The sequence below is a fragment of the Albibacterium profundi genome, from assembly GCF_042159835.1.
Classification (GTDB): Bacteria; Bacteroidota; Bacteroidia; order Sphingobacteriales; family Sphingobacteriaceae; genus Albibacterium; species Albibacterium profundi.
This window is the reverse complement of the sequence record NZ_JBBVGT010000002.1, coordinates 1,032,171-1,056,791: the sequence shown is the minus strand read 5'-3', so window position 1 is coordinate 1,056,791 and position 24,621 is coordinate 1,032,171. Positions and strand designations below refer to the sequence as shown.

The window sequence follows — 24,621 nt, the reverse complement described above, 5'->3', positions numbered from 1 at the left end:
TGGTAGCCACCGCTGTTTAATAAAAAGGAAATTGCTTAATTCTGGTGTTCGTTTTTTCCTAAGACCAAAAAATTGTTATAGCCACTTTGTATTTGGATGTCCACTAATTGCTGCTGAAGCATTTCTAGGATCGCCAAGAAATTGTATACGAAATGCACCTTATTCTCAGAGCTTTTTAAAAGCGTCTGGAAGTCAATTTTTTCATTGACCAGGAGCAGGTCGGCCAGGGCTTTCTTTTGTGCTTCAATCGTATACGGATATTGAACCACCTGATGTTTTACTTCTTGGCTGCGACCATGGTGATTTTTCATTAGGCGTTCATAGACGTGCATGAGCTTGTACAGGTCGAACGACTGGAGCTCCTCTTGATATTCCCTTGTCTCAGCAGCTCGGTCTAGATCTTGATGGATATATTTTCGTTTTTCCATCTTACTTCGTTTTTCCTCTAACGTACGTAGCTCTTCACAAATATCTTTGAACTGCTTGTATATAATTAGCTTTTGTATAAGATCTTCTTTAGGATCGATTTCATCTTCTTCATCCGCTTTATTGCTAGGCAACAAGGTTCTGGCCTTGATTCGCATGAGCGTCGCGGCAACAAAAATAAACTCACTGGCGATTTCGACATTCAATGCCGTCATTTGCTGGATATAGTCTAAAAAATCTTGGGTTATTTTAGCGATGGGGATGTCATGTATGTTTAATTCATCGCGTTCAATGAAGAATAATAGCAGGTCAAAGGGTCCTTCAAACTGTGGGAGGTTAATTTCAAATGGTGTTTCCTTCATCGATAATCGCCAAGAATCTTTATATGCAAATGTAAAAAACTTATATTAGTATTGAATCTGTTTCATTAATCAATAAGCCTGTATCATTACCTTAGGAAGGTGTTCGCTTAGGATGTTATAAATATTATGACTTAATTTGTAAAAGTTTTGTAAGAAGTTTTGAATATGGATTTTGAACCGGGAGAGTTACTCAAAAATATAACCACACCCGCAGATCTAAAAAAGCTGAAAGAGTTTGATTTAGAGCAGCTAAGTAAGGAGCTGCGTCAATATATCGTTGACGTGGTTTCGGTGTATGGAGGGCATTTTGGAGCAAGCTTGGGAGTGGTGGAATTGACGGTAGCTTTACATTATGTACTGAATACGCCTTATGATCAACTGGTCTGGGATGTAGGACATCAGGCTTATGGTCACAAAATCCTGACTGGTCGGCGGGAGTTGTTCTATACCAATCGTCGATATAATGGATTAAGCGGCTTTCCAAAACGCAGTGAGAGTGAGTATGATACCTTTGGCGTGGGGCATTCGTCAACGTCCATTTCCGCGGCATTAGGTATGGCGGTGGCTTCGGCGTATAAGGGAGAAACGGATAGGCAGCATGTGGCAGTAATTGGTGATGGTGCAATGACAGCTGGATTAGCTTTCGAGGCTCTGAATCATGCAGGAATTGCGAATACCAATTTGCTGGTTATTTTAAATGATAACTGTATGTCTATTGACCCCAATGTAGGAGCGTTGAAGGAATACTTGACAAGTATGTCCACTTCAAAGTCCTACAATCGTTTTCGCGACGACATTGGTTTTGTCTTGGGGAAAATTTCCGAATTAGGTCCGGATGCTCTGGGCATGGTTAAGAAGATTGAAAAGAGCATTAAAGGCACATTGCTAAAGAACAGCAATTTGTTTGAATCCTTGAAGTTCAGATACTTTGGTCCGGTCGACGGGCATGATGTTAAGCGCTTGGTGAAGACATTGGAAGATTTGAAAGATATCCCAGGGCCTAAGCTCCTGCACTGTATAACCGTGAAAGGTAAAGGTTTTGCGATGGCAGAAAAAGATCAAACCAAATGGCATGCCCCGGGTTTGTTCGACAAAATTACAGGCGAGATAAAAAAATCGGTTCCCATTAAACCGGTACCTCCTAAATATCAAGATGTTTTCGGTCATACGATTGTTGAACTAGCCGAAAAGAATGACAAAATCATGGGTATCACGCCGGCCATGCCATCAGGTTCATCATTGAATATCATGATGAAAGCTATGCCGGACCGTGCTTTTGACGTTGGTATTGCCGAGCAGCATGCGGTCACTTTTTCAGCGGGTTTGGCAACACAGGGTATGGTGCCGTTTTGTAATATCTATTCTAGTTTTATGCAGCGGGCCTATGATCAGGTCATTCATGATGTAGCTTTGCAGAAGCTCAATGTTGTTTTTTGTTTGGATCGTGCAGGCATTGCTGGCGCAGATGGAGCAACACATCATGGGGCCTATGATTTGGCATATATGCGTTGTGTTCCGAATATGACGGTATCGGCCCCGATGAATGAAGAAGAGTTAAGAAATTTGATGTATACCGCACAGTTGCCTGATATGGGGCCTTTTGTGATCCGATATCCACGCGGACAGGGTGTTATGGTTGATTGGCGTCAGCCTATGAAGGAGATTGAGATAGGGAAAGGAAGAAAACTATGTGACGGTGAGGATGTTGCGATTCTTTCCATTGGCCATATAGGGAATGAAGTTAGCAAAGCTAGGATAGCATTAAACGAGGAAGGTATTTATCCTGCTCATTATGATATGCGTTTTGCAAAACCACTTGACCATTCTTTACTGGACGAGGTGTTTAAGAAATACAAAAAGATTATCACTGTCGAAGACGGGGTGCTTGAGGGGGGAATGGGCAGCGCGATTTTAGAGTATATGGCGGACAAGAGCTATTTTGCTCAGGTCGTTCGCTTAGGCATTCCTGATAGAGTGGTGGAGCATGGTGAACAATCAGAACTTTGGAATGAGTGTGGATATGATGCTAACTCGATAATCAAAGAAGTAAAGAATTTAGCCGTAAGTAGAATTACAGATACGTTGGCGGGCTAATTTGAAAAAATAAAGATACAACAACAGAATATATGCTGAGAACTCATACTTGTGGCGATTTAACGATTGCCGATTTAGGAAAAGAGGTGCAACTTTGTGGATGGGTGCAAAAATCACGCGATTTGGGTGGTATGACCTTTGTGGATATGCGTGATCGCTTTGGTATTACTCAACTTACATTTAACTCAGAAGATGACCCGCAATTGCGCGCGAAGGCTCGGGAACTGGGGAGGGAGTTTGTTATTCGTGTTGTTGGTACTGTTATAGAAAGAACGAACAAGAATGTAAAAATCCCGACCGGTGAGATTGAAATTAAAGTTTTACAGCTCGAAGTTTTAAATGAAGCGAAATTACCACCTTTTCTCATAGAGGATGAAACGGACGGCGGCGAAGAGCTTCGTATGAAATATCGGTATTTGGATCTTCGCCGAAATCCGGTACGACAGAATATTGTTCTGCGCCATAGGCTGGCGCAAGAAATCCGAAAATATTTAGACGCTGAAAATTTCCTTGAAATTGAAACTCCAGTGCTGATTAAGTCGACACCTGAGGGTGCGAGGGACTTTGTAGTGCCGAGTAGAATGAACCCCGGAGAATTTTATGCGCTTCCGCAGTCTCCGCAAACGTTTAAGCAACTATTAATGGTCTCTGGTTTTGACCGTTATTTTCAGATTGTTAAATGCTTTCGGGACGAAGATCTTAGAGCAGACAGGCAGCCAGAGTTTACTCAGATCGACTGTGAACTGACTTTTGTAGAACAAGAGGATATTCTAAATATCTTCGAAGGCTTGATTAAACATCTGTTTAAGTCTGTTAAAGGTGTTGTTTTAGGCGATTTCCCAAGGATGGACTACGCTGATGCAATGCGCCTTTATGGATCTGATAAGCCGGACATCCGATTTGATATGAAGTTTGTCGAATTAAACGATCTGGTAAAGGATTCAGAATTTAAGGTTTTTTCGTCTGCAGAACTTGTGGTAGGTATAACTGCCGAAAATTGTGTCTCCTATACAAGGAAACAGGTGGATGCATTGATCGATTTCGTTCGCAAACCGCAGATCGGGGCCAGCGGTTTGGTGTACATACGCTACCTTGTTGACGGATCTTTAAAGTCGTCTGTAGATAAATTTTATACCGAAGGTCAGTTGAAAGCAATAGCCGATAAAATGAATGCAAAGCCGGGCGACTTGATGTTACTTATGGCTGGACCTGCGGAAAAGACACGGAAGCAGCTTTCTGAATTACGTTTGGAGATGGCTCGACTTTTAGGCTTGAAAAGCAAGGATACTTATTCTCCGCTTTGGGTTGTAGACTTTCCATTGTTGGAATGGGATGAAGAAAACAATCGGCATCATGCCATGCACCACCCGTTTACTGCACCGAAACCCGCTGATGTCAGTAAGTTAGATTCAGACCCATTGAGTGTGAGGGCTAATGCATACGATGTGGTTATTAACGGTGTAGAGATTGGCGGTGGTTCCATTCGAATACACGATCGAGAAAGTCAATCTAAAATGTTCGAATTACTCGGCTTCTCTCCAGAAGAAGCGAAGGCACAATTCGGGTTCTTGATGGACGCCTTTACTTACGGGGCGCCACCACACGGTGGAATTGCACTTGGCTTCGATCGGTTAGTTTCTATTTTTGCCGGCTTAGACTCGATTCGTGATGTCATAGCATTTCCAAAAAACAATGCAGGTAGAGATGTAATGATAGACTCCCCATCTGCATTGGATCATCGTCAATTGGATGAACTTCAAATTAGCTTAAAAGAGGTCGATTGATACCGGCTTTTAAATAAAGGAATGGATGATCTCCTTAAAAAGGGAGATCATCATCTTCGTTCTGGTTCTCTTTAAAATCTACCGAGGTTTCATTTTCTCTATTCCCACCATTAGAGGGACCTTCAAAATCACTTTTCCGCCCAAGCATGGTAAAGCTATCTGCGACAATCTCTGTAGTATAACGTTTTATGTTCTCTTTGTCCTCATAGGATCGGCTGCGGATCTTGCCTTCGATGTAGACTAATTTGCCTTTATGGAGGAATTTTTCTGCGATTTCAGCCAAACCGCGCCACATAACGATGTTGTGCCACTCGGTTTGTTCCATTCGTTTTCCGTCCTTGTTATAAGTTTCTGAGGTGGCTAATGGAAAGCTTGCCACAGTTACGTTGTTGTCTAGGTGACGTATATCCGGATCTTTTCCTAAATGCCCTACTAAAATAACTTTGTTGATACCTGACATAATTTAATTGGTTAAGTGAAGAATGAATCAAAAAAAGTGTATATAAGCTTTGGTTTAGCTAATTTATCTAAATCTTTTATCAAAACATAATTCCTCGATTTTTTTATCATCCGCTGTTCATCTGCGTCTTTAATTTCATAGAAACGAGCGTAAATGTTTTGGTGGCTCAGAACATGTTTAATGATCTGACTTTGATAAATGATTGATGTCTTTTCTCCAAATGCATTTCTATATTGAGGCGAAGACTGGATTTGCACGTCGGACACTTGTTCCTCCGTTTCAATTAAGGGCAGCTCATACATGTTTTTCCATATGTCGTTTCCATCTCTTTTTTGCATAAGAATAGAATCTCCTTTCCGGACGATAAAATAATGGAAAAAGCGGTTCTTGCTTTTTGCAGCCTTAAGTTTGGAGGGCAGCAGATGGATTTCCTTGTTTTGAAACGCGTAACAATCCGTTTTTAATGGGCATCTATCACAATTTGGGGATTGGGGCTTGCATTGAAGAGCGCCAAATTCCATAATAGCTTGATTAAAAATACCAGCATTTTCTTGCGGCAGTACTTCTTGCGCCATACGTTGAAATAACTTTTTCCCCGCAGTCGAATTAATAGCTTCCTTTATTCCAAAATAGCGGGATAGAACGCGACTAACATTGCCGTCCAATACTGCATTTGGCTCATTGGCCGAAAACGAGGAAATCGCGGCCGCTGTATACTCGCCAATGCCAGGGAGCTTGATTAGTTCCTGATAATTTGTAGGAAAAACACCTTGGAAATCGCTCATGACTTTTTGCGCAGCCTTGGTCATATTTCGAGCTCTGGAGTAGTAACCTAATCCCTGCCAGTGCCGTAGGATATCGTCTTCCGGAGCATTGGCAAAATCACGAATCGTTGGATAATTTTCTAAGAATGTATAAAAATAGGATATCCCTTGGTTGACGCGCGTTTGTTGAAGGATTATTTCGGATAGCCAAATAACATAGGGATCCTGCGTTGTACGCCAGGGCAGGTCACGCTTGTTTTGATGATACCATGTTAGTATTGTTTGGGAGAAGTACATGCCGCAAAAATCAAAAATATATTTCATCTTTTCTATACCATAAGAGATGGTGATGCTAAACCCTTAAGCTTTTTTCTTTGTAATATTTCAATTGGATTTGCTTAGGTGTTGGTTAGTAGGAAGTTTCGTGAAATAATTGTTGATTTTGATTTTGTTTAATCATTTAAAAGCGATACTTTTGCATCCCGATTCTGTTAATAGAAAATAAGAAAAGCTTAAAAATAAAAATTTAATTAAAAACATGACTAAAGCAGATATTATCACGGAAATATCCAATAAGACTGGATTAGAGAAACAAGATGTGCAAGCGACCGTTGAAGCGTTTTTCAAAGTTGTTAAAAACTCAATGATTGAAGGCGAGAATGTTTATGTGAGAGGTTTTGGAAGTTTCGTTGTTAAGAAACGTGCTCAAAAAACTGCTCGTAATATTTCAAAAAACACAGCAATCATTATCCCAGAGCACTACGTGCCAAGCTTTAAACCAGCTAAAGTTTTCGTAGACAAGGTAAAATCTGGAAATAAAGTTAAATAAGTCGATCTAAATTTCAGAGAGCGTGTTACAAACCAAACAGATAATAGCAATTGCAGGGGTTGTACTACTTATGGTAGTGTTGTTCTTGCAGCCCGTAAAGAGTTTAATTAAAGACGACGAGGCTGAAGCAACTGCTGAAACTGCTGTAGCAACCGATGTGTTCTCTCTGGAATCTGTTTCTGAAATTGCAAAACAAGGTCTAAGTGCCGATTTGACGAGAACAATAGAGGAGGTTGAAGCTGAATTAGCAGCTGCCCCTGATGGAGAAAAACTACCCCTTTATAAAAAGCTTGCTACTCTTTGGCAAGATGTTAACCAACCAATGCCAGCAGCCTACGCTTATGAAGAGGTCGCTGAGAATGAGCCCTCCTTAGAAAGTTGGTTGAAAACAGGTGATTTGTTTACTGATTCATATCAGCATTTATCCGATACTGTAATGGCTCCAGTCCTCATGCAGCACGCTAAGGACGCTTATGAGAAGGCGCTTGAGTTTGATGAGAATAATTTGGATGCCAAAGCTGGTGTTGCTACCTCCTTGGTAAATGGACCTGCACCGATGCAGGGCATCACAATGCTGTTAGAAGTTGTTGAACAAGATCCGAATCACTTAAAAGCGAATTATAATTTAGGATTGTTTTCGATGCAATCTAGACAATTCGATAAAGCGGTGGATCGATTTAATACCGTAATCGAACAAACACCTAATGACGCAGAGGTTTGGTTTTATCTCGCAACAAGCTATGAAAATATTGGCTTGAATCAAGATGCTATACAGGCTTATCAGAAAAGTAAAGAATTAGCTGCTGATCCAAGCTTATCTCAATTTATTGATCGAAAAGTCGATGAGTTGAGTAATTAATAACATTAAAAACATTAAAAAAAATTATTATGCCAAGCGGAAAAAAAAGAAAGAGACATAAGATGTCAACCCACAAACGCAAGAAACGTTTAAGAAAAAATAGACACAAGAAAAAATAGTTTAATCTATAGATATGTTAATTGCCTGTAACTAATATATGAGTTACAGGCTGTTACGTTTCTACCTATTTGGTGCCGATAAGCATAGCTTTTTCGGTTTGTGTTCGTATATATAAGTCTTATGGTTTCACCGAAAGTTGCGTCTTAGTCCATGGGCTGGAAGTTCAGATTTCTCTTATAATAATATGGGACCGTGCCTTATCAGATAGGGTGCGGTCGCTGTCGTTGAACTGATTTCCGAGGTGGTATAGCAACTTTCAAATACAAAAGCTGTTGGTTAAGGAATTAATAATCGATTCTGCACCTGATTCAGGTGTTACGATCGCCTTGCTTCAAGATAAACAGCTTGTTGAGCTTAATACCGAACAAGTAAACAATAATTACGCTGTTGGCGATATCTATCTTGGCAGAATTAAAAAGATTATGCCGGGCTTAAATGCCGCTTTTGTGGACGTTGGATACTCGAAAGATGCATTTCTGCATTATTTAGACCTAGGTCCACAGGTACAGACACTCATCAAGCTTACCAAGATTGTGAAAAATGGAGGTGTTAAAGAAAAGCTCTTAACTTCATTAAATCTTGAAAAGGATATAAATAAATCTGGCAAAATTTCTGAGATACTTAGTCGGAATATGCTATTGCCAGTACAGATTGCAAAAGAGCCGATCTCAACTAAGGGGCCGCGTTTAAGTTCGGATTTATCCATTGCGGGACGTTTCGTAGTGTTGGTTCCTTTTTCGGACGTCGTTTCGATCTCAAAAAAGATCAAGACGGGCAGTGAGCGGAATAGGCTCAAGAAAATAGTAGAAGGAATAAAACCAAAGAATTTTGGGATCATTATCCGGACCGTCTCTGAAGGGAAGGGTGTGGCGGAAATAGAGAAAGATATCCTAGATCTTGTTTCGAAATGGGAGAAGTTTGTCAAACGCTTGCAGGTGGCTGAGCCAACCAATAAGGTGCTTGGTGAGATGGACAGAACGTCGACGATTTTACGAGACCTCCTTACGGATGAGTTTACACATATTCATGTAAATGATTCTTTGATCTTTGAGGAGACACGTTCCTATATTCATGATATTTCTCCCGACTTAGAGCGGATCGTTAAATATTATAAACACAAGGAGCCAATCTTTGAGCATTTCGGTGTAGAAAAGCAAATCAAGTCGGCCTTTGGGAAAACGGTGAATTTGCATGGCGGTGCCTACCTCGTGATTGAACATACGGAGGCGCTACATGTGGTGGATGTGAATAGCGGTAATCGAACGGCTAATAAAGAAAATCAAGAAGAGAACGCCTTGATGGTCAACAAGGAAGCCGCTAAGGAAATTGCACGTCAACTTCGCCTGCGTGATATGGGTGGCATTGTGGTGGTCGATTTTATAGATATGCATAAGGCTCCTAATCGCAAAGAACTTTTCGAATACTTGAAACAGTGCATGAAGGATGACCGGGCGAAACACACTATTTTGCCGCCGAGTAAATTCGGACTTGTTCAGATTACTCGCCAACGGGTACGTCCTGAGATGAATATTGTTACCAATGAGAAATGCCCAGCATGTGATGGTACGGGCGAGATTCGAGCAAGTATTGTCTTGATGGATGATATAGAGAGCAATCTCAACTACATCTTGAATGAGCAGAATGAACAAGGGGTTACTTTATGTGTTCACCCTTATATTGAAGCGTATATTAAAAAAGGTTTTCTGTCCAAACGGATCAAGTGGTTTTTCAAATATAATAAATGGATTAAGGTAAAGAGTATCGGCTCCTATTACCTAACGGAGTTCCATTTTCTGAATAACAAAGACGAAGAGATTAAGCTTTAGTAATATGGCCAAGACGCGCAGGACTTATTTCTGTCAAAATTGTGGATTTGAAAGTGCCAAGTGGTTGGGAAAATGTCCTTCCTGTAGTCAATGGAATACCTTTATTGAAGAGGTGGTTGAAAAAGGAGGGACGAAAGTCCCCGACTGGCGAACTGAAAAGTCGGGCACACTGCGTGCGTCTAAGGCTGCAGCGATTCATTCGATCGTTTACAAAGAAGAATTAAGAATAGAAACACCTGACCAGGAACTCAACAGAGTATTGGGCGGGGGTATTGTCCCTGGGTCCCTGGTTCTTATTGGCGGGGAGCCGGGAATTGGTAAATCTACATTAATGCTTCAATTGGCGTTAACATTGCCAAAACTAAAAGTTCTTTATGTTTCTGGTGAAGAAAGCGAGCAGCAGATAAAAATGCGTGCCGAGCGGATCGATCAATCGTCTAAAGCATCCTGCTATATTTTGACGGAGACCGCTACGAAGAATATCTTTAAGCAGATCGAACAGATTGCACCTGAGCTCGTCATTATTGATTCTATTCAGACATTGCATTCCGCGCATATCGATTCATCGCCAGGTAGTGTATCGCAGGTCCGAGAATGTACCGCAGAACTCCTCCGTTATGCAAAAGAGTCGGGAACACCCGTGTTTATAATTGGTCACATTACGAAAGAAGGCTCTATAGCTGGTCCTAAAGTTTTGGAGCATATGGTGGATACCGTACTGCAGTTTGAAGGCGATAGGCATCATGTATATCGCATTTTACGTGCGGTAAAAAATAGGTTCGGATCATCGTCCGAATTGGGTATTTACGAGATGCAGGGTGCCGGATTGCGTGAAGTATCTAATCCCTCCGAAATATTGCTGTCACAGCGTGAATCGTCTTTGTCGGGGATTGCAATTGCAGCTATGCTGGAAGGGGTACGACCGATGCTGATCGAGGTGCAGGCTCTAGTGAGTACCTCTGCCTACGGAACCCCACAACGCTCTACAACCGGATTTGAAGCAAAGAGAATGAACATGCTCCTCGCAGTTCTTGAAAAGCGATTCGGTTTTCGTCTTTCCATTCAAGATGTATTTCTCAATATTGCAGGCGGCTTGCGTGTTGAAGATCCTGCGATTGATTTAGCTGTTCTGATGGCTATTATTTCCTCACAGCAAGATATTCCCTTGCCGTCGACCGTTGTGTTTGCAGGTGAAGTGGGTCTTTCGGGAGAGATCAGAGCAATCAACCGGATTGAACAGCGAATTGCAGAAGCAGATAAGCTAGGCTTTGAAACTATTTATGTTTCTAAGTATAACATTAAAGGGCTCGACCTTAATCGCTTTAAAATAAAAATCGTGGCTTTATCCAAAGTGGAAGAATTGTTCCAGCAACTATTTGGTTAGTGACAGGGTAGCGATTACGAGGCCTCGGCCTCCGAAATAAATGATAAACGGCACTTTCTCGTTTAGAGAAGTGCCGTTCTTATTAATTAATGTTAAAGAGTCAGGTTACTTACTAAGATACATTGATTTCTTCGTATTCAATTCTCTGAATTTCTCGTCGTTCAAATCCTTGATGAAGAGGATAGATTCGCCGGTAGATTTCATTTCAGGGCCTAATTGTTTATCTACATCTGGGAATTTATTGAATGAGAAAACAGGTTCTTTTATGGCATAACCTTTAAGTTTTCTTTCAATGGTAAAGTCCTTCAATTTGTTTGCCCCCAACATCACTTTCGTCGCAATATTGATATAAGGCACATCATATGCTTTAGCGATGAAAGGAACTGTTCTTGACGCCCGAGGGTTGGCTTCGATCACGTATACCTTTTCGTCCTTGACGGCAAACTGGATATTTAGCAATCCGCGTACATTCAGAGCTTTGGCAAGTTTGATCGAGTACTCTTCCATTTGCTTGATGACATTGTCGGATAAGCTAAACGGTGGTAGTACAGCATTGGAGTCGCCAGAGTGGATACCTGCAGGTTCAATATGTTCCATTAACCCGATAATATGAACATCTTCACCATCGGAGATAGAATCTGATTCGGATTCCTCTGCACGGTCTAAGAAATGGTCGATTAGAACGCGGTTGCCTGGCAAGTTTCTTAATAGCTTCACAACTGCCTTCTCCAGATCTTCATCATTGATGACGATGCTCATGCCTTGTCCCCCAAGCACATAACTTGGACGTACTAGAACAGGATACCCCACTTCATTAGCCACTTTTAATGCTTCTTCAGCACTCTCAGCTACCCCATATTTAGGATACGGGATATCTAGATCCTTAAGTAGATCAGAAAAACTTCCTCTGTCTTCAGCTAAATCCATATTTTCGAACGAGGTCCCGATAATCTTGATGCCGTGTTCGTGCAGTTTTTCAGCCATTTTCAGAGCGGTTTGTCCGCCTAACTGAACAATAACACCTTCCGGTTTTTCATGTTCGATAATCTCGCGCACGTGTTCCCAGAAAACCGGCTCAAAGTATAGCTTATCAGCCATATTGAAATCGGTAGAAACTGTTTCCGGGTTACAGTTAATCATGATAGCTTCGTAGCCTGCCTCTTTAGCTGCAATTAATCCATGTACACATGAATAATCAAATTCAATGCCCTGTCCAATCCTGTTCGGGCCGGAACCTAAAACGATCACTTTCTTACGATCACTTACAACCGATTCGTTCTCGTCCTCAAAAGTGGAATAAAAATAAGGTGTATGTGCAGGAAATTCTGCGGCACAGGTATCTACCATTTTGAAAACACGATGGATGTCAAGCGATTTTCTTCTCTGATAGACATCTTCTTCGGTTACATTGCCGAGTAACCATGCAATTTGTGCATCCGAAAATCCTTTTTGTTTTAAGGTAACAAAAAACTCTTTCGGTATATTGTTGAGCTGATAGCGTTTAAGTTCTACTTCTAAATGAACAAGCTCTTGTATTTGCTGCAAGAACCATTTGTCGATAAGAGTCACTTTTCGTATCGACTCAAGCGGTACACCCATTTCAAAGGCATCTTTGATATGGAATAACCTGTCTGAACTTGGGTGTTCGAGACTATGCATAATCTCTTCCAAGTTTCTATTTTGTTTTCCATCAGCTCCTAAGCCTAAACGGTTTGTTTCCAAACTTTGACAAGCTTTTTGCAGTGCCTCGATGAAAGTACGGCCAATTGCCATCACTTCGCCTACAGACTTCATTTGTAGGCCCAGTTCCGTGTTAGCGCCTTTAAATTTGTCAAAGTTCCAGCGAGGAACCTTAACAATGACATAGTCAAGACTCGGTTCAAAGTATGCGGATGTGGTTTTTGTGATCTGATTTTCGATCTCATCCAAGTTGTAACCAATGGCCAATTTGGAGGCTATTTTGGCAATAGGATAGCCAGTTGCTTTCGATGCCAGTGCTGATGAACGAGAAACCCTTGGGTTAATTTCAATGGCAATAATCTCTTCTGTTTCGGGGTTTACCGAGAATTGAACGTTACAACCTCCAGCAAAATTCCCGATGGCTCTCATCATTTTAATGGCTTGATCCCGCATGTCCTGATAGCAGCGGTCACTCAGTGTCATGGCAGGAGCCACAGTAATTGAGTCACCGGTATGTATTCCCATCGGATCAAAGTTTTCAATTGTACAGATGATGATAACGTTGTCGTTATTATCCCGCAAAAGCTCGAGTTCGAACTCTTTCCATCCCAATACCGCCTGTTCTACAAGAACTTCATGAGTTGGGGATGCTTGAAGACCCCTACTTAGTGCTGTCTCGAATTCTTCCTTTTTGTGTACAAAACCGCCACCCGTGCCACCGAGTGTGTATGACGGACGTATAACCAGTGGGAAGCCTATTTCTTGAGCCGCTTCCTTTCCTTCAAGAAACGAGTTTGCAATCTTCGATGTGGCTACGCCAATACCAATGTCAACCATGAGTTGTCTAAATTCTTCACGATTCTCGGTTTTCTCGATTGCCGCAATGTCAACTCCGATAATGTCCACATTGTGTTTGGACCAGATACCTCGTTCATCTGCCTCAATACAGAGATTAAGAGCGGTCTGCCCGCCCATAGTGGGTAATACCGCATCAATTTGTCGTTCAGACAATATCTGCTCAATACTTTCACATGTAAGCGGTAAGAGATAAACATGATCAGCGATAACCTTGTCTGTCATGATCGTTGCCGGATTGGAATTGATAATCGAGACCTCGATACCTTCTTCTTTAAGAGAAAGCGCAGCCTGAGATCCCGCATAGTCGAATTCACAAGCTTGACCGATGATTATTGGTCCGGAGCCAATAATTAAGATGGAGCGGATGGAAGTGTTTTTTGGCATTTTAAATTTTAAAAGTACAAATCTTTGAGATAAGCGCCGGATCTGTTCTTACTTATTAGAAGGGAAATTCCGACAGCTGTGTCGGAGTGCAAAGATAATAGATTCTCTTTTGATTCCGATAAAAAAATCGGAATAATTCTGAAATCCGATGACTTGTTTTATTTATTCTTCCCCAAGTCGTACCTTGCAGCGCCTATGTCTGTCGATAAAATCCTTAAAATAGCTGTAGTAGGCCCAGAGTCTACCGGCAAATCCGTCGTAACCGAACAGCTTGCAAAAGCTTTTGATACAATCTATATTCCAGAATATTCTCGTGAATATTGTCAGGGGCTTGACCGGAATTACACACTGGAAGACGAAGTTAATATCTTTTGGGGGCAGTTGGCGTTGGAAAAGGAAATGATAAGCAAGGCCAGAAATGGTCTCGTATTTTGTGATACGATGGTACTCACAGTGAAGATTTGGAGCGATTATCTTTTTTCCGGAACGCCGCCCGAAGTATTGGCGGAGCTTGCTAAACAACACTATGACCTATATTTACTAATGGATATCGATCTGCCTTGGGAGGATGATGAATTACGCGACTTTCCTAACCTGCGCGCGTATTTTATGAGTGTTTGGCATAAAGAGTTAAAGGCACGCAACGCTAACTATCAGGTAGTCTCCGGTCTCGGAGAAAACAGATTTGAAAACGCAAAGCGAATTGTCGCGAATTATTTAGTAGACGTCACTTAAAGCCGATTGCTATCCAAGTCAAACATGCCTTTTTTGAGAGTGAAAACAACGTACTCATGTGTGCGACGAAGACGCTGCGATAAGCGTTGAACTAGTTCAGTTTCCTTTCCTGGTTCAAAAGCGAGGTCTTCCGCGCTCAAATGGTTGTATTTGCGCAGGAGCTTTATTTTTAATTTATCCCATTGCTCGGCAGTAATAGTCAAGTCTTTCATGTTATACGATATGTTTAAGCAAAAGTAGGTAAAAAGCCAATGGAAGTCAAGAGTCCACCGCAGGAGGATAGATTTAGTTAAAAACTGCAAAAAAGACTTTTAGGCTCGAAATTTGCTGCTTGTTAGAGATTAAAAACAAAAATCATCAATCATGAAAAAACTTTTTCTCAGCCTTATTTTATTAGTCGGAACGACAATGATTGCTTCCGCACAGATTCTACCCTCTATCCAATTTGGATTGAAGGCAGGAGCAAACTTTTCTAATCTTAACGATATCTCGTTAGACACCAAAACGCGGACAGGGCTCCTCGGCGGTGTTTGGGCCCGTGTAGGAGGAGCTGGATTCCATTTTCAACCCGAGCTATACTTTACAAGCAAAGGATCGGAAGGGGAAGAAGGAACATCGAAATTCAGTACGCTTGATTTACCTCTATTACTAGGTACACGCATCGGTTTAGGTCCTATAGCTGGACGCGTTCAGGTGGGGCCAGTAGTATCATTTGTTTTGGATGAAGAGAATACCTTCGGCGAAAATATTAGTCAGGTTACGAAATTTGATGAATATAAGAACCAAACATTTGCATTAACCGGAGGTGTCGGCGTTGATATTATGAAATTTAGAGCTGACTTGCGTTACGAACACGGATTAAGCGACGTCTATGACAACGACGATGACGACAATGGAAAACTTAAGCTTTGGACGCTGAGCGTAGGTTACAGACTATTTTAACCTTAAAAAATCTCATTGATATGAGTCGTTGATAAGAAAAGCCGATGAGCATTGCCCATCGCCTTTTCTTATTCTATTCGTTCTTCTTTGTTTATCATACCTTCCTTTTGAAGTCGATCTAACCGTTTTTCTGCAATTTTGTTCGTCTCGTAAATTCGGACCGTAATTAGAAAATAGGAAAGTAGTAAAGGGCCATATACCAGACCCATTAAACCGAAGAGCGGTATACCGATGATGACGCCAATGATGGTTATGATAGGGTGGATATCTCCTACTCGCTTTGCTATAATCAACCTTAAAACATTATCAATATTGGTAATAATGATAAAACCAAACAGCAACATACCTATCCCGTCAAAGTTATTTCCCTGAGCGATTGCCACAAGACTCGCTGGTACAAAGACCATCGGAGCGCCTAATACGGGAATAAATGAAAGAATAGCGCAAATAATCCCCCAAAAAAGCGGATCGTCGAAGTTAAATATCACATAACCGAGGGTTACTAAGGCGCCTTGTAGCATAGCAATAAAGCCTTGCCCCAATACATTTGAATACGTGATATTTCTGAGTTCACGACCAAAACGAAGCGCGTTCTCTTGCCGAAATGGTGAATAGCGGAGAAGTCCCGCTTCGAACTGCTTGTATTCAACCAGAACAAAGTACAGCAAAAAATACATCACCGACAGGCTCAATACCAAGTCTGCCGCACCACTCAAGAGCGAGGTGAATATGCTGCCAGCAGAATTAATAATGTTACGTAGCCCGTCGGCCATTAAATCCGGCTGCCCAAGTTTGTCGCCAGCAAACTCATTTACTTTATTAATCGTCTCCTGTATCCATTGTGTGTTTTCCTGTAGTTTGCCAACCTTAGAAATAACCATCGAGCTCACACCTAGTATGGGGACCACGATTACCAAAAAGGAGAAAAGAATTATAAATATCGCGGCAATGCTTCTTTTCCATTTCCATTTTAGAACCAAATGCAAGAGAACGGGGCGAAATATGGTATACATGACCATCGTACCTAACAAGGCCCCAAAAATTCCACGTATTGAATAGACAATAAAAGCACCTAAGATGACTAGGATGCCTAAGGTTAACAGGTTTCGCTCTTTGGAATTATACAATGGTATCGGCATCCGTTATCTCGCTAAGGTTTCTTCTTAAAATTAGGTTTTCTCTTCTCGATAAATGCAGCTACACCCTCTCGGAACTCTGCTGTCCCAAAACGCTTAGAAAACTCATCGATCTCCACCTCGTACCCAGAAGCTTGTTGAGAAGCGTTCACTGCTTTAATAGCGGCAGCAAGCGCCTGTGGAGATCGGGATCCTATGATCTCAAGTATTTCCTTTGCCTTGTCGATCGCCTCTTCCGGAGAGGTAATATAGTTAACAAGCCCCAATGAGTACGCGCGTTCTGCAGTTATCATCTCACCCGTTAAAATAAGTTCGAAAGCTAAACCTCTGCCGACGATCTGCGTGAGCCTTTGAGTGCCTCCATAACCCGGTATCAATCCTAAGGAAACTTCTGGAAAACCGAACTTAGCCGATGTGCTGGCAATCCGCATATGACACGCAAGCGCAAGTTCGAAACCTCCTCCGAGAGCGAAACCATTAATAACTGCGATAATTGGTTTCCCAGCGTGATGTATAACGTCAAATACCTTTGTTTGCGCTTCAGCAGCTAATTCTTTCCCTTCTTCAGCATTGTAATTAGAAAACTCAGATATATCAGCTCCGGCCACAAATGCTTTGCTTCCTTTTCCGGTGATGATAATCGAAGATATGCTTTCATCTCGCAGAGCCGAGGTTACAGCCTGATGGAGTTCGTTGAGGGTTGCCTTATTCAGGGCGTTCAATTTTTTTTCTCGGTCTATTGAAATCAAACATATCGATTCCTCTAATGATATTGCAAGGTTTTCATAGTCGGTTCCCATCATGATTTTCGCTTGATATACTGTTAATAATTTCTATTCTCTACCACCCATTCCTTTATATAGTCGGCGATATCGCCCAATGTAGATCCAGCGGCAAATAGTTTGCCAACTCCTAAATTTTGTAAAGCGATCATATCATCTTTGGGAATAATCCCTCCACCGGTAAGGAGTACATTGTCAACTCCCTTTTCACGCATCAGTTGTATGATCTTAGGGAAAACGGTCATGTGGGCACCAGATAATATCGATACACCTATTGCATCAACATCTTCCTGTAAAGCTGTGTTTACCACCATTTCTGCGGTTTGACGTAAACCTGTGTAAATCACTTCCATTCCAGCATCACGTAGCATAGTCGCAATAACTTTTGCTCCCCTATCATGACCATCTAAACCAACCTTGGCAACTAAAACGCGAATCGGTCTGTTAAAATCTTTTGACATAGGTTTTTTGTCTAAAGTTAAAGATTTTATATGGAATCTGCATAAGCATCAAAAAGAACTTTATGTCATTTAAGCGTTATTTTGTTTCCTATTTATATATGAAATTGCCTATTAGTTATAAAAATGTTTGTTATGCTCCTGTTATTTTCTTTATCTTTGTATTGGATCGAGAGGAATGAATTATGAAAAGATTAAAGTTGTCGACATTTCCTGTAGTAGTTTTAGCTATTATCGCTATGGTTACTCTTAGCTGGGTTCCGGTAAACCCTGTTAATGTTGACCCCAAAGAAGAAGAAAATTTAGTTTTAGCTCCAGAGATGATTTTAGAACAACAAGCTTCTACAATCTACCAGGATGCTGATTTGGCCTCAAGTGGCCTTCGCTTCGATGTTTTCGAAAGAGCGTATACAGGGTACTTGAACCTCCAAGAAAATCGTAACTCGTCGTCTACTTCACATATTATATCGATTGCTGATTTTAGTCAGTCTAGTAAGAAGAAGCGTCTATGGATTGTCGATTTGACTAATTCCAGTCTTCTGCTAAACACATGGGTATCTCATGGTCGTGGTAGTGGCGGAGATATGGCGACTAGTTTTTCTAATATTAACAATTCCCATCAGAGCAGCTTAGGTTTCTACCTAACTGGCGAGGTCTACTATGGGAAGCACGGTCGTTCTTTACGTCTGGATGGAATGGACTCGGGCTTCAATGACAACGCCCGAAGCAGGGCCATCGTTATGCACGGGGCATCCTATGTTAGTCAATCGGCCATTAATAGCCTTAACAGATTGGGTTTGAGTCATGGCTGCCCAGCGGTACCACTTGAATTAACTGATGAAATTATTGATTTGGTTAAGAATAAAACCGTGTTGTACATTCACGGAGATTCACCTCAGTATCAATCTGTTTACTTGGATAGTGAAAAAGCAGGAAGAACTCTTCTAGCATCCGAAGGTCTAGACGAAATACAATATTCGGGGCTATAAACAAAACGAAGGTTGCCCACTTCTATCTGGCCACGAGAGAATAGTACTACAGATACGGATATATAACGTGATCTAATCCATATACATCAGGGTGAATTACTAACTTACCATCTCTGTTTTCCGCAGTAACATAGTCTAAAACAACCTGAATCTGTGGCGAAAGCTCAATATTTCTAGCACTTTTCTGCTCATCTGATTCCATGTCGCCTTTTATAGTTTCGAATTTATCTCCCGCGCCAAACAGCGCTTTTGCTAATTCTAAGGGTTCCTTAACCCGAACACAGCCGTGGCTGGAGGCTCTGACATCTCGATCAAATGCAGCTTGTGCCGGGGTGTCGTGAAGATAAACACTACTATTGTTCTTAAACAAGAATTTAATCTTTCCAAGGGCGTTCTCGTCTCCGGGTCTTTGTCTAAAACGGAAAGGTAGGTTGCCGGCGGAATAAGAGGACCAATCCAAATTTTCGGGATCCTCGATTACTTGCCCATCCTGAATGACGTCAATACCTGCGTTGGAAAGGTAAAAACGGTCTGCTTGGACATGCTTCAAAATTTCTTTACCAGCGATGCTTTCTGGGATGTTCCATACCGGATTCACCTGAACACTATGGATCATACTGCTCAGTATCGGAGTTTCATGAGAATGCGGAGCATCCTTAATTTTCTGATCGGAAAAGGAAGCATTATCTCCATTGTTTCGTCCGGTGCCCACCACAGTCTTCATGCTACCTGCCACTTTCCCGTCTTTATAAATGTCCAGACGGAAAGCTGGTATATTAACGTAGATCAGTTTGCTACTGTCTATATCATGCTGCCAGCGTGCCCGTTCTAAATTGACTCTGATCGTCTTGCTTCGATCTTGATCGCCACCAGCTTTCAGGGCCTCTTGAAGGAGCATATAATTGGCAGATTTAGGCTGAACACTATCCAGGAGGGTCGCCAGATCCTGACTCCTTAAAATATCCATCATAAAGTTGGAGTCAGCCTGCTTCGTTTCCATATAATAGCGTGATAGTATCTTATTGGGATTAACCACACCAAACTGGAGGGTTGAACTATAATCCAATAATGCTTTGGCTGTCGCAAGCTCAAGTGCTGCTACCTGTTGATACGCCTCATCGAGCGATTGGACACCATCTTTAGAATGAACTAAGTCATATTGAGCTCTGTATTCTTTAGCAGCAAAATGATTCTCGTCTAAGCCGTGTTCAGCGGCGGCAGATAAGTGATCAGCTAGAATAGCGAGCTTGCCGTCCGGCATAAATTTTATGATAAGCGATGCCTGATAGCCATTTTTTTGATAATAGCTATTCAGTACGGCTTTATTCTTAAAATCCTCTGATTCGATACTATTTTTTATTGATTCCGCTAGTCGCGGTTCTTCGATATCTTTATAGATCTTATTTTTCGTCTCTTTAGAAAGAACCCGATCGATCGTGGCCTCACGGTTACAGGAGGCTACCAAAATCGAAATAAATAAAATTCCGAAAAGAATGTTTATAGGTCTTTTTTGTAGCAGTATCTTTTTTATTGAGTTTAGCATACACTCCTCAATACAATAACATTGCCATTTTTTAGAAGTCGCTCGCGGCAATACGAATTCCTACGTCATGAATTCCCTCTACAGGATTGGCACGCATATTCTGTTTCACTTTAAAAGTGTACATCCCTGAATCTGGGAAATGATAGTCGCTTAGAAACCTAACTTGCTGGGAATAAATATTTCCAGAGCCTTTTCCGATCCAGAGCCCTTCACCGTTTGTCATTTTTATTTTGACAACATAGTTGACCTTACTATTGTCCGGATTTAGTTGCTCTATTTCTAAAAATAAATCTGAGAACTGAAAATTGACCGAGTTGCGAATATTTAAAAACAGATCGTAAGCAGTCGTTGGACTGTCTATTTTAACGTTAAAGGCTGGTTCCTGCTCCCGAAACCAACGACGTCCATGAATTGCCTCATTTTCATCTAATATAGACTGCTTCCGACAAGACGCTAGACTCAGTATAATAAAAACAACAATCGACCAGCTTTTAGCCTTCATTTGTATTATTGGGTTTGCTATTCCCTTTAGGTCTTGGCTTTGAATAGCGTTTCTTTCTTCTATTATCTGGACGCTCTGTGCCGTCTTTCGGCTTGCTAGCAGTATTTCTCGTATTCAGATTATCTTTCGTGCGGTTTTCAGCTTTACCCTCCTTCGCTTTTGGGCCGCCCGACTTAGGCTTTCCGGGTCTTTGTCCACTGTTTCCCGCATCACTTTTACTTTCGCCAGCCTGGGCTGTTTCTGCACCTTTCGGTTTGTCTCCGCGCTTGCGATTTCTGTTTTTCTTACGGTTCCCTTTTTTCTTCGGTTTGTTGTCATCCAAACGAGTCAAGCTGTCTTGGCCAACCACGTTTTCGTAGTCGTAGGTCCGTTCCTTTTCCTTGACCTCAACCTCCGCCGTCATATCTTTGATATCCTCTGGTTTGTTACCAAGCAGATTCTCTTGTTGAATTTCCTTTACCCGATCAATCGGTAAAGGAATCCAGCTGTCATCTCCCTGATAGCTAAACCACATCAATTTTTTAAAGATATCCGTTTTCTGCAGAAAAGCGAATCCCCGCTTCGTTTCAATTTTGTTGATATCATTTGGGATGTCTTTCAGGGCATCCATGTAGGTATCCAACTCGTAATTCAAACAACATTTTAACTTACCGCACTGGCCGGCCAATTTCAATGTATTTAAAGAGAGATTCTGATAACGAGCAGCCGAGGTTGAAACCGTTTTAAAGTCGGTCAGCCAAGTAGAACAGCAAAGCTCCCGCCCGCATGAACCTATTCCGCCGAGACGACTAGCCTCTTGGCGCATTCCAATCTGCCGCATTTCAATTCGTATATGAAAAGCCTCAGCCATTCTTTTAATAAGTTCGCGGAAATCAACTCTACCGTCGGCAGTATAATAAAAGGTTGCTTTCGTTTTATCTCCCTGATAATCTACGTCACTAATCTTCATTGATAGCCCCAGCTCCAGTGCCAACGTGCGAGCCCTATGCATCGTCTCCCATTCCAAGTCTTTGGCGGCTAAATATTTGTCTATATCGATTTGGGTCGGTTTCCGATAGATAACTTTGTTCACAGCATCTTCCTGTACTTTATTCTTTTTTAGTTGTAGCCTTACCAGCTCACCCATCAGAGAAATATGTCCCACATCATAGCCACCTGTAGATGACTCAACCACTACAATCTCTCCCATCTCTAGGTATAGATTGTCCTTATTGATAAAAAACTCTTTTCTTGATCCTTTGAATCGAACTTCAACGATGTTGAAGGGTTTATAGTTAGAAGGAAGGTCCATGTCGGCCAACCAATCGTAAACATCTAATTTATTACACCCATTTGTTGGGCAGCTACCGTTACCTTGGCAGCCCTTCGGAGTACAACCTCCTCCGGATGAACAACTACTACATCCCATTTCTTTATATATATAGAGTCCCTTTCGGGAGCGTTTGATATTCTAAAACTAATACTATTTGCAAAGATACATCTAAAAATAAGATTTTCGGATTTGCATTCCGTTCAATATGATAGCTAGCTTTCTCAAACTCATTGATAACAGCTTCAATTTGCTCATGCTTGTACATGGAGCTAAACTTCTCTGCAAAGCTGTTCTCTAGCTCCGGAAGCGTAACCAATTCCGCCAAGCCCTCTTTGAGCAAAAGCGATTCGCGCATCATGTTAATTGCATACAGCAGAAAACTCTTCTGGTTCTCACGGCCCAATTTAGCTAAAGTTCCTTCAACAAAAGCAATAATGTCCAAACCTTTTTCACGTGCACAAACATTCATCCAACTCCGAAGTAACTCGAAATGGTTGCTTGTTTCTTCGCCAATCAAACCTTGAATTCGCTGAATATTGCCTTCGCTAAGGTAGGCAATTTGCTCAGCGCGTTCTTTCTCTAAGCCTTTTTCCTGCATTAGATAGTCGGTTATTTCAGCGTCCTTTAATCGGTTAACCTTAACTAGTTGTGTCCGCGACAGGATGGTGGTTAATATTTGGTCCTGGTTCTCGCTTACCAGCAAAAAAAGTGTCTTTGCAGGTGGCTCTTCGATAAGCTTTAAAAGTGCATTCCCTTGTTTGTCCAGATATTCTGGGAGCCACATGATTAATACCTTGTACCCACCTTCAAAACTTTTCAGACTTAACTTCTTAATGATCCGATGACATTCGGCGATATTAATATTGGCTTGTTTTTTCTCTTCACCTACTGCATGCCGCCATGTATCAAGACTCAGATAAGGGTTTTTTAAAAATGCAGAACGCCATTGCTCCAAATAGTTAACTGTCGTCTCGTCTGATTTTTTTGCAAAAAAAGGATATGAAAAGTCGAGATCCGGATGAATCAGTTTGCTGTATTTTCGACAGGACGGACATTCACCACAACTATCATCCTCTTGTTTATTCTCACAATTGATGTATTGGGCATAGGCATGTGCCAAAGCTAAACTACCATAACCTGTTGGGCCTAAAAACAATTGAGCATGACTTACCCGATTTTCTTTAACCGTCTGTATCAGTTGTTTTTTTAAGGTCGCTTGACCGGCTATCTCGCTGAATCGCATTAGCTAATGGCTTTGTTTTAAATTGTAAGCGGTATATTTGTGTCCAAACAAAGATAATAAAAATGAGGATAATGGCTTTTGATTATGGAACAAAACGAATTGGTATCGCTGTGACCGACCCTCTACAGATTATCGCTACGGCATTAACAACCATACACCCTAATGAGGTTATTCAGTTTATTAAGCAATACATGAACAAGGAGAGCGTTGAAAAATTCATCGTCGGCATGCCCTTGCGGATGGATGGTAGTGATTCTCAATCCATGCCCCATGTCAAAGGTTTTGTTCGTAGTTTAAAAAAGAACTTTCCCCAGGTTCCCGTCGTTACAATGGACGAGCGTTTTACATCTAAGATGGCTTCGTCTACAATCGCTCAAAGTGGGATGAGAAGGGCTAAAAGACAGGAAAAATCACTGGTTGATAAAATTTCTGCCGTAATAATATTGCAAAGCTACATGGAAAGTTCTTATCTTCATTAGGTTTTATTATTACTTTTGCCCCTTATGGAGTTGTTTACTGAGAGTTTAACAAGCTATCTAGAGAGCCATACAGATCCTGAAACCGATCTCCTGAAGCGAATTAACCGGGAGACTTATCTAAAGGAAACCAGAGCACACATGCTTTCGGGTCATCTGCAAGGGCGAGTATTGAGTCTTCTAAGTAAGCTCAAATCACCAAATACCATTCTTGAAGTCGGTACCTTCACCGGCTATGCTACTCTCTGCTTAGCAGAAGGCTTACAAGCAGAAGGCAAGCTGCATACCATCGATATTAACGAAGAACTGGAAGACCGTGTACGGGCTTATTTTGACGAATCTCCTTATGCTAAGCAGATCGATTATCACATCGGTAATGCGATGGATATTATCCCCGGTCTTAAAGGTCCTTTCGATTTGGTATTTATCGATGCAGACAAAAAAAACAATATAAACTACTACCAACTCGTTATTGATAAAGTTCCCCCTGGTGGACTCATACTTATCGACAATGTCTTGTGGAAAGGTAAAGTCCTTCAGGAAGATTACGACAAACAAACTGAACTCATTTTAGAACTTAATAAACAAATAGCAGCCGATTCACGTGCGGAAAAGGTCATCCTTCCCTTGAGAGACGGACTTTTTCTGATTCGGAAGCTATAAATAAAACGAA

Annotated in this window: 23 protein-coding genes; 11 read left to right on the top strand and 12 right to left on the bottom strand. The window is 41.5% G+C overall.

The annotated features are described in order from the left end of the window. Positions 1 to 35: 35 nt before the first annotated feature. The gene (locus WKR92_RS06070) at positions 36 to 788 is read right to left on the bottom strand and encodes a segregation and condensation protein A (RefSeq protein ID WP_375556928.1); all 753 of its coding nucleotides are present in this window, start codon (positions 786 to 788) and stop codon (positions 36 to 38) included. 165 nt (positions 789 to 953) lie between these two features. Between WKR92_RS06070 and dxs the strand changes: the two genes are divergently transcribed. Further along, positions 954 to 2,882 carry a 1-deoxy-D-xylulose-5-phosphate synthase gene (gene dxs / locus WKR92_RS06065; protein ID WP_375556927.1) on the top strand — a complete coding sequence of 643 codons (1,929 nt, stop codon included), beginning with the start codon at positions 954 to 956 and terminating at the stop codon, positions 2,880 to 2,882. Between the two features lie 32 nt (positions 2,883 to 2,914). After that, positions 2,915 to 4,666, top strand: a complete 1,752-nt coding sequence (gene aspS / locus WKR92_RS06060; protein WP_375556926.1) for an aspartate--tRNA ligase — start codon at positions 2,915 to 2,917, stop codon at positions 4,664 to 4,666. A 34-nt stretch (positions 4,667 to 4,700) separates the two neighbouring features. Here the strand turns inward: aspS and WKR92_RS06055 are convergent, their stop codons facing one another. Together WKR92_RS06055 and mutY are read right to left on the bottom strand one after the other, a co-directional pair. Then, the gene (locus tag WKR92_RS06055; protein ID WP_375556925.1) at positions 4,701 to 5,126 is read right to left on the bottom strand and encodes a single-stranded DNA-binding protein; all 426 of its coding nucleotides are present in this window, start codon (positions 5,124 to 5,126) and stop codon (positions 4,701 to 4,703) included. A gap of 11 nt (positions 5,127 to 5,137) precedes the next feature. Then, entirely contained in the window at positions 5,138 to 6,214 is a 1,077-nt protein-coding gene (mutY, locus tag WKR92_RS06050; RefSeq protein WP_375556924.1) for an A/G-specific adenine glycosylase, read from the bottom strand. Positions 6,215 to 6,428: 214 nt separating this feature from the next. Between mutY and WKR92_RS06045 the strand changes: the two genes are divergently transcribed. From WKR92_RS06045 to radA, 4 genes are all read left to right on the top strand, one after another. Beyond that, a complete protein-coding gene (locus WKR92_RS06045; protein WP_375556923.1) occupies positions 6,429 to 6,719 on the top strand; it encodes an HU family DNA-binding protein in 291 nt (96 codons plus the stop codon). A gap of 22 nt (positions 6,720 to 6,741) precedes the next feature. Next, positions 6,742 to 7,578: a tetratricopeptide repeat protein gene (locus WKR92_RS06040; protein WP_375556922.1), complete on the top strand. Its 837-nt coding sequence runs from the start codon at positions 6,742 to 6,744 to the stop codon at positions 7,576 to 7,578. A gap of 392 nt (positions 7,579 to 7,970) precedes the next feature. Then, on the top strand, positions 7,971 to 9,524 hold the full coding sequence (locus WKR92_RS06035; RefSeq protein ID WP_375556921.1) for an Rne/Rng family ribonuclease: 1,554 nt from the start codon (positions 7,971 to 7,973) through the stop codon (positions 9,522 to 9,524). 4 nt (positions 9,525 to 9,528) lie between these two features. Next, positions 9,529 to 10,908 carry a DNA repair protein RadA gene (gene radA / locus WKR92_RS06030; RefSeq protein ID WP_375556920.1) on the top strand — a complete coding sequence of 460 codons (1,380 nt, stop codon included), beginning with the start codon at positions 9,529 to 9,531 and terminating at the stop codon, positions 10,906 to 10,908. A gap of 105 nt (positions 10,909 to 11,013) precedes the next feature. Here the strand turns inward: radA and carB are convergent, their stop codons facing one another. Further along, positions 11,014 to 13,830, bottom strand: coding sequence for a carbamoyl-phosphate synthase large subunit (carB, locus tag WKR92_RS06025; protein ID WP_375556919.1), 2,817 nt, complete (start codon positions 13,828 to 13,830; stop codon positions 11,014 to 11,016). Between the two features lie 195 nt (positions 13,831 to 14,025). Here carB and WKR92_RS06020 point away from each other — a divergent pair, with 195 nt between their 5' ends. Beyond that, positions 14,026 to 14,565, top strand: coding sequence for an AAA family ATPase (locus WKR92_RS06020; protein ID WP_375556918.1), 540 nt, complete (start codon positions 14,026 to 14,028; stop codon positions 14,563 to 14,565). On the opposite strand, the gene WKR92_RS06015 is transcribed toward WKR92_RS06020, so the two are convergent. Further along, positions 14,562 to 14,777, bottom strand: coding sequence for a hypothetical protein (locus WKR92_RS06015; RefSeq protein ID WP_375556917.1), 216 nt, complete (start codon positions 14,775 to 14,777; stop codon positions 14,562 to 14,564). The genes WKR92_RS06020 and WKR92_RS06015 overlap by 4 nt on opposite strands. A gap of 151 nt (positions 14,778 to 14,928) precedes the next feature. Between WKR92_RS06015 and WKR92_RS06010 the strand changes: the two genes are divergently transcribed. Then, positions 14,929 to 15,507, top strand: a complete 579-nt coding sequence (locus tag WKR92_RS06010) for a porin family protein (RefSeq protein ID WP_375556916.1) — start codon at positions 14,929 to 14,931, stop codon at positions 15,505 to 15,507. A gap of 68 nt (positions 15,508 to 15,575) precedes the next feature. On the opposite strand, the gene WKR92_RS06005 is transcribed toward WKR92_RS06010, so the two are convergent. The 3 genes from WKR92_RS06005 to WKR92_RS05995 are packed head-to-tail and all read right to left on the bottom strand — an operon-like array spanning position 15,576 to position 17,886. Beyond that, a complete protein-coding gene (locus WKR92_RS06005) occupies positions 15,576 to 16,646 on the bottom strand; it encodes an AI-2E family transporter (RefSeq protein ID WP_375556915.1) in 1,071 nt (356 codons plus the stop codon). Positions 16,647 to 16,657: 11 nt separating this feature from the next. Continuing rightward, complete coding sequence (locus WKR92_RS06000) at positions 16,658 to 17,446, bottom strand: enoyl-CoA hydratase/isomerase family protein (RefSeq protein ID WP_375556914.1); 789 nt, start codon at positions 17,444 to 17,446, stop codon at positions 16,658 to 16,660. A gap of 20 nt (positions 17,447 to 17,466) precedes the next feature. Beyond that, complete coding sequence (locus WKR92_RS05995; protein ID WP_375556913.1) at positions 17,467 to 17,886, bottom strand: cobalamin B12-binding domain-containing protein; 420 nt, start codon at positions 17,884 to 17,886, stop codon at positions 17,467 to 17,469. A gap of 182 nt (positions 17,887 to 18,068) precedes the next feature. Here WKR92_RS05995 and WKR92_RS05990 point away from each other — a divergent pair, with 182 nt between their 5' ends. After that, positions 18,069 to 18,872: a murein L,D-transpeptidase catalytic domain family protein gene (locus WKR92_RS05990; RefSeq protein WP_375556912.1), complete on the top strand. Its 804-nt coding sequence runs from the start codon at positions 18,069 to 18,071 to the stop codon at positions 18,870 to 18,872. Positions 18,873 to 18,918: 46 nt separating this feature from the next. Here the strand turns inward: WKR92_RS05990 and WKR92_RS05985 are convergent, their stop codons facing one another. From WKR92_RS05985 to WKR92_RS05970, 4 genes are read right to left on the bottom strand one after another with little or no spacing between them, the layout of a single operon-like run. Continuing rightward, positions 18,919 to 20,415 carry a L,D-transpeptidase family protein gene (locus WKR92_RS05985; RefSeq protein WP_375556911.1) on the bottom strand — a complete coding sequence of 499 codons (1,497 nt, stop codon included), beginning with the start codon at positions 20,413 to 20,415 and terminating at the stop codon, positions 18,919 to 18,921. A 31-nt stretch (positions 20,416 to 20,446) separates the two neighbouring features. Beyond that, the gene (locus WKR92_RS05980) at positions 20,447 to 20,917 is read right to left on the bottom strand and encodes a gliding motility lipoprotein GldH (protein ID WP_375556910.1); all 471 of its coding nucleotides are present in this window, start codon (positions 20,915 to 20,917) and stop codon (positions 20,447 to 20,449) included. Next, positions 20,907 to 22,325, bottom strand: coding sequence for a PSP1 domain-containing protein (locus tag WKR92_RS05975; protein WP_375556909.1), 1,419 nt, complete (start codon positions 22,323 to 22,325; stop codon positions 20,907 to 20,909). The genes WKR92_RS05980 and WKR92_RS05975 overlap by 11 nt, the downstream gene beginning before the upstream one ends. A 4-nt stretch (positions 22,326 to 22,329) precedes the next feature. Further along, positions 22,330 to 23,472, bottom strand: coding sequence for a DNA polymerase III subunit (locus WKR92_RS05970; RefSeq protein WP_375556908.1), 1,143 nt, complete (start codon positions 23,470 to 23,472; stop codon positions 22,330 to 22,332). A gap of 62 nt (positions 23,473 to 23,534) precedes the next feature. On the opposite strand from WKR92_RS05970, the gene ruvX reads away from it, so the two are divergent. Both ruvX and WKR92_RS05960 read left to right on the top strand, forming a co-directional pair. After that, on the top strand, positions 23,535 to 23,951 hold the full coding sequence (gene ruvX / locus WKR92_RS05965; protein ID WP_375556907.1) for a Holliday junction resolvase RuvX: 417 nt from the start codon (positions 23,535 to 23,537) through the stop codon (positions 23,949 to 23,951). A 24-nt stretch (positions 23,952 to 23,975) separates the two neighbouring features. Continuing rightward, on the top strand, positions 23,976 to 24,611 hold the full coding sequence (locus WKR92_RS05960; RefSeq protein WP_375556906.1) for an O-methyltransferase: 636 nt from the start codon (positions 23,976 to 23,978) through the stop codon (positions 24,609 to 24,611). Positions 24,612 to 24,621 lie beyond the last annotated feature (10 nt).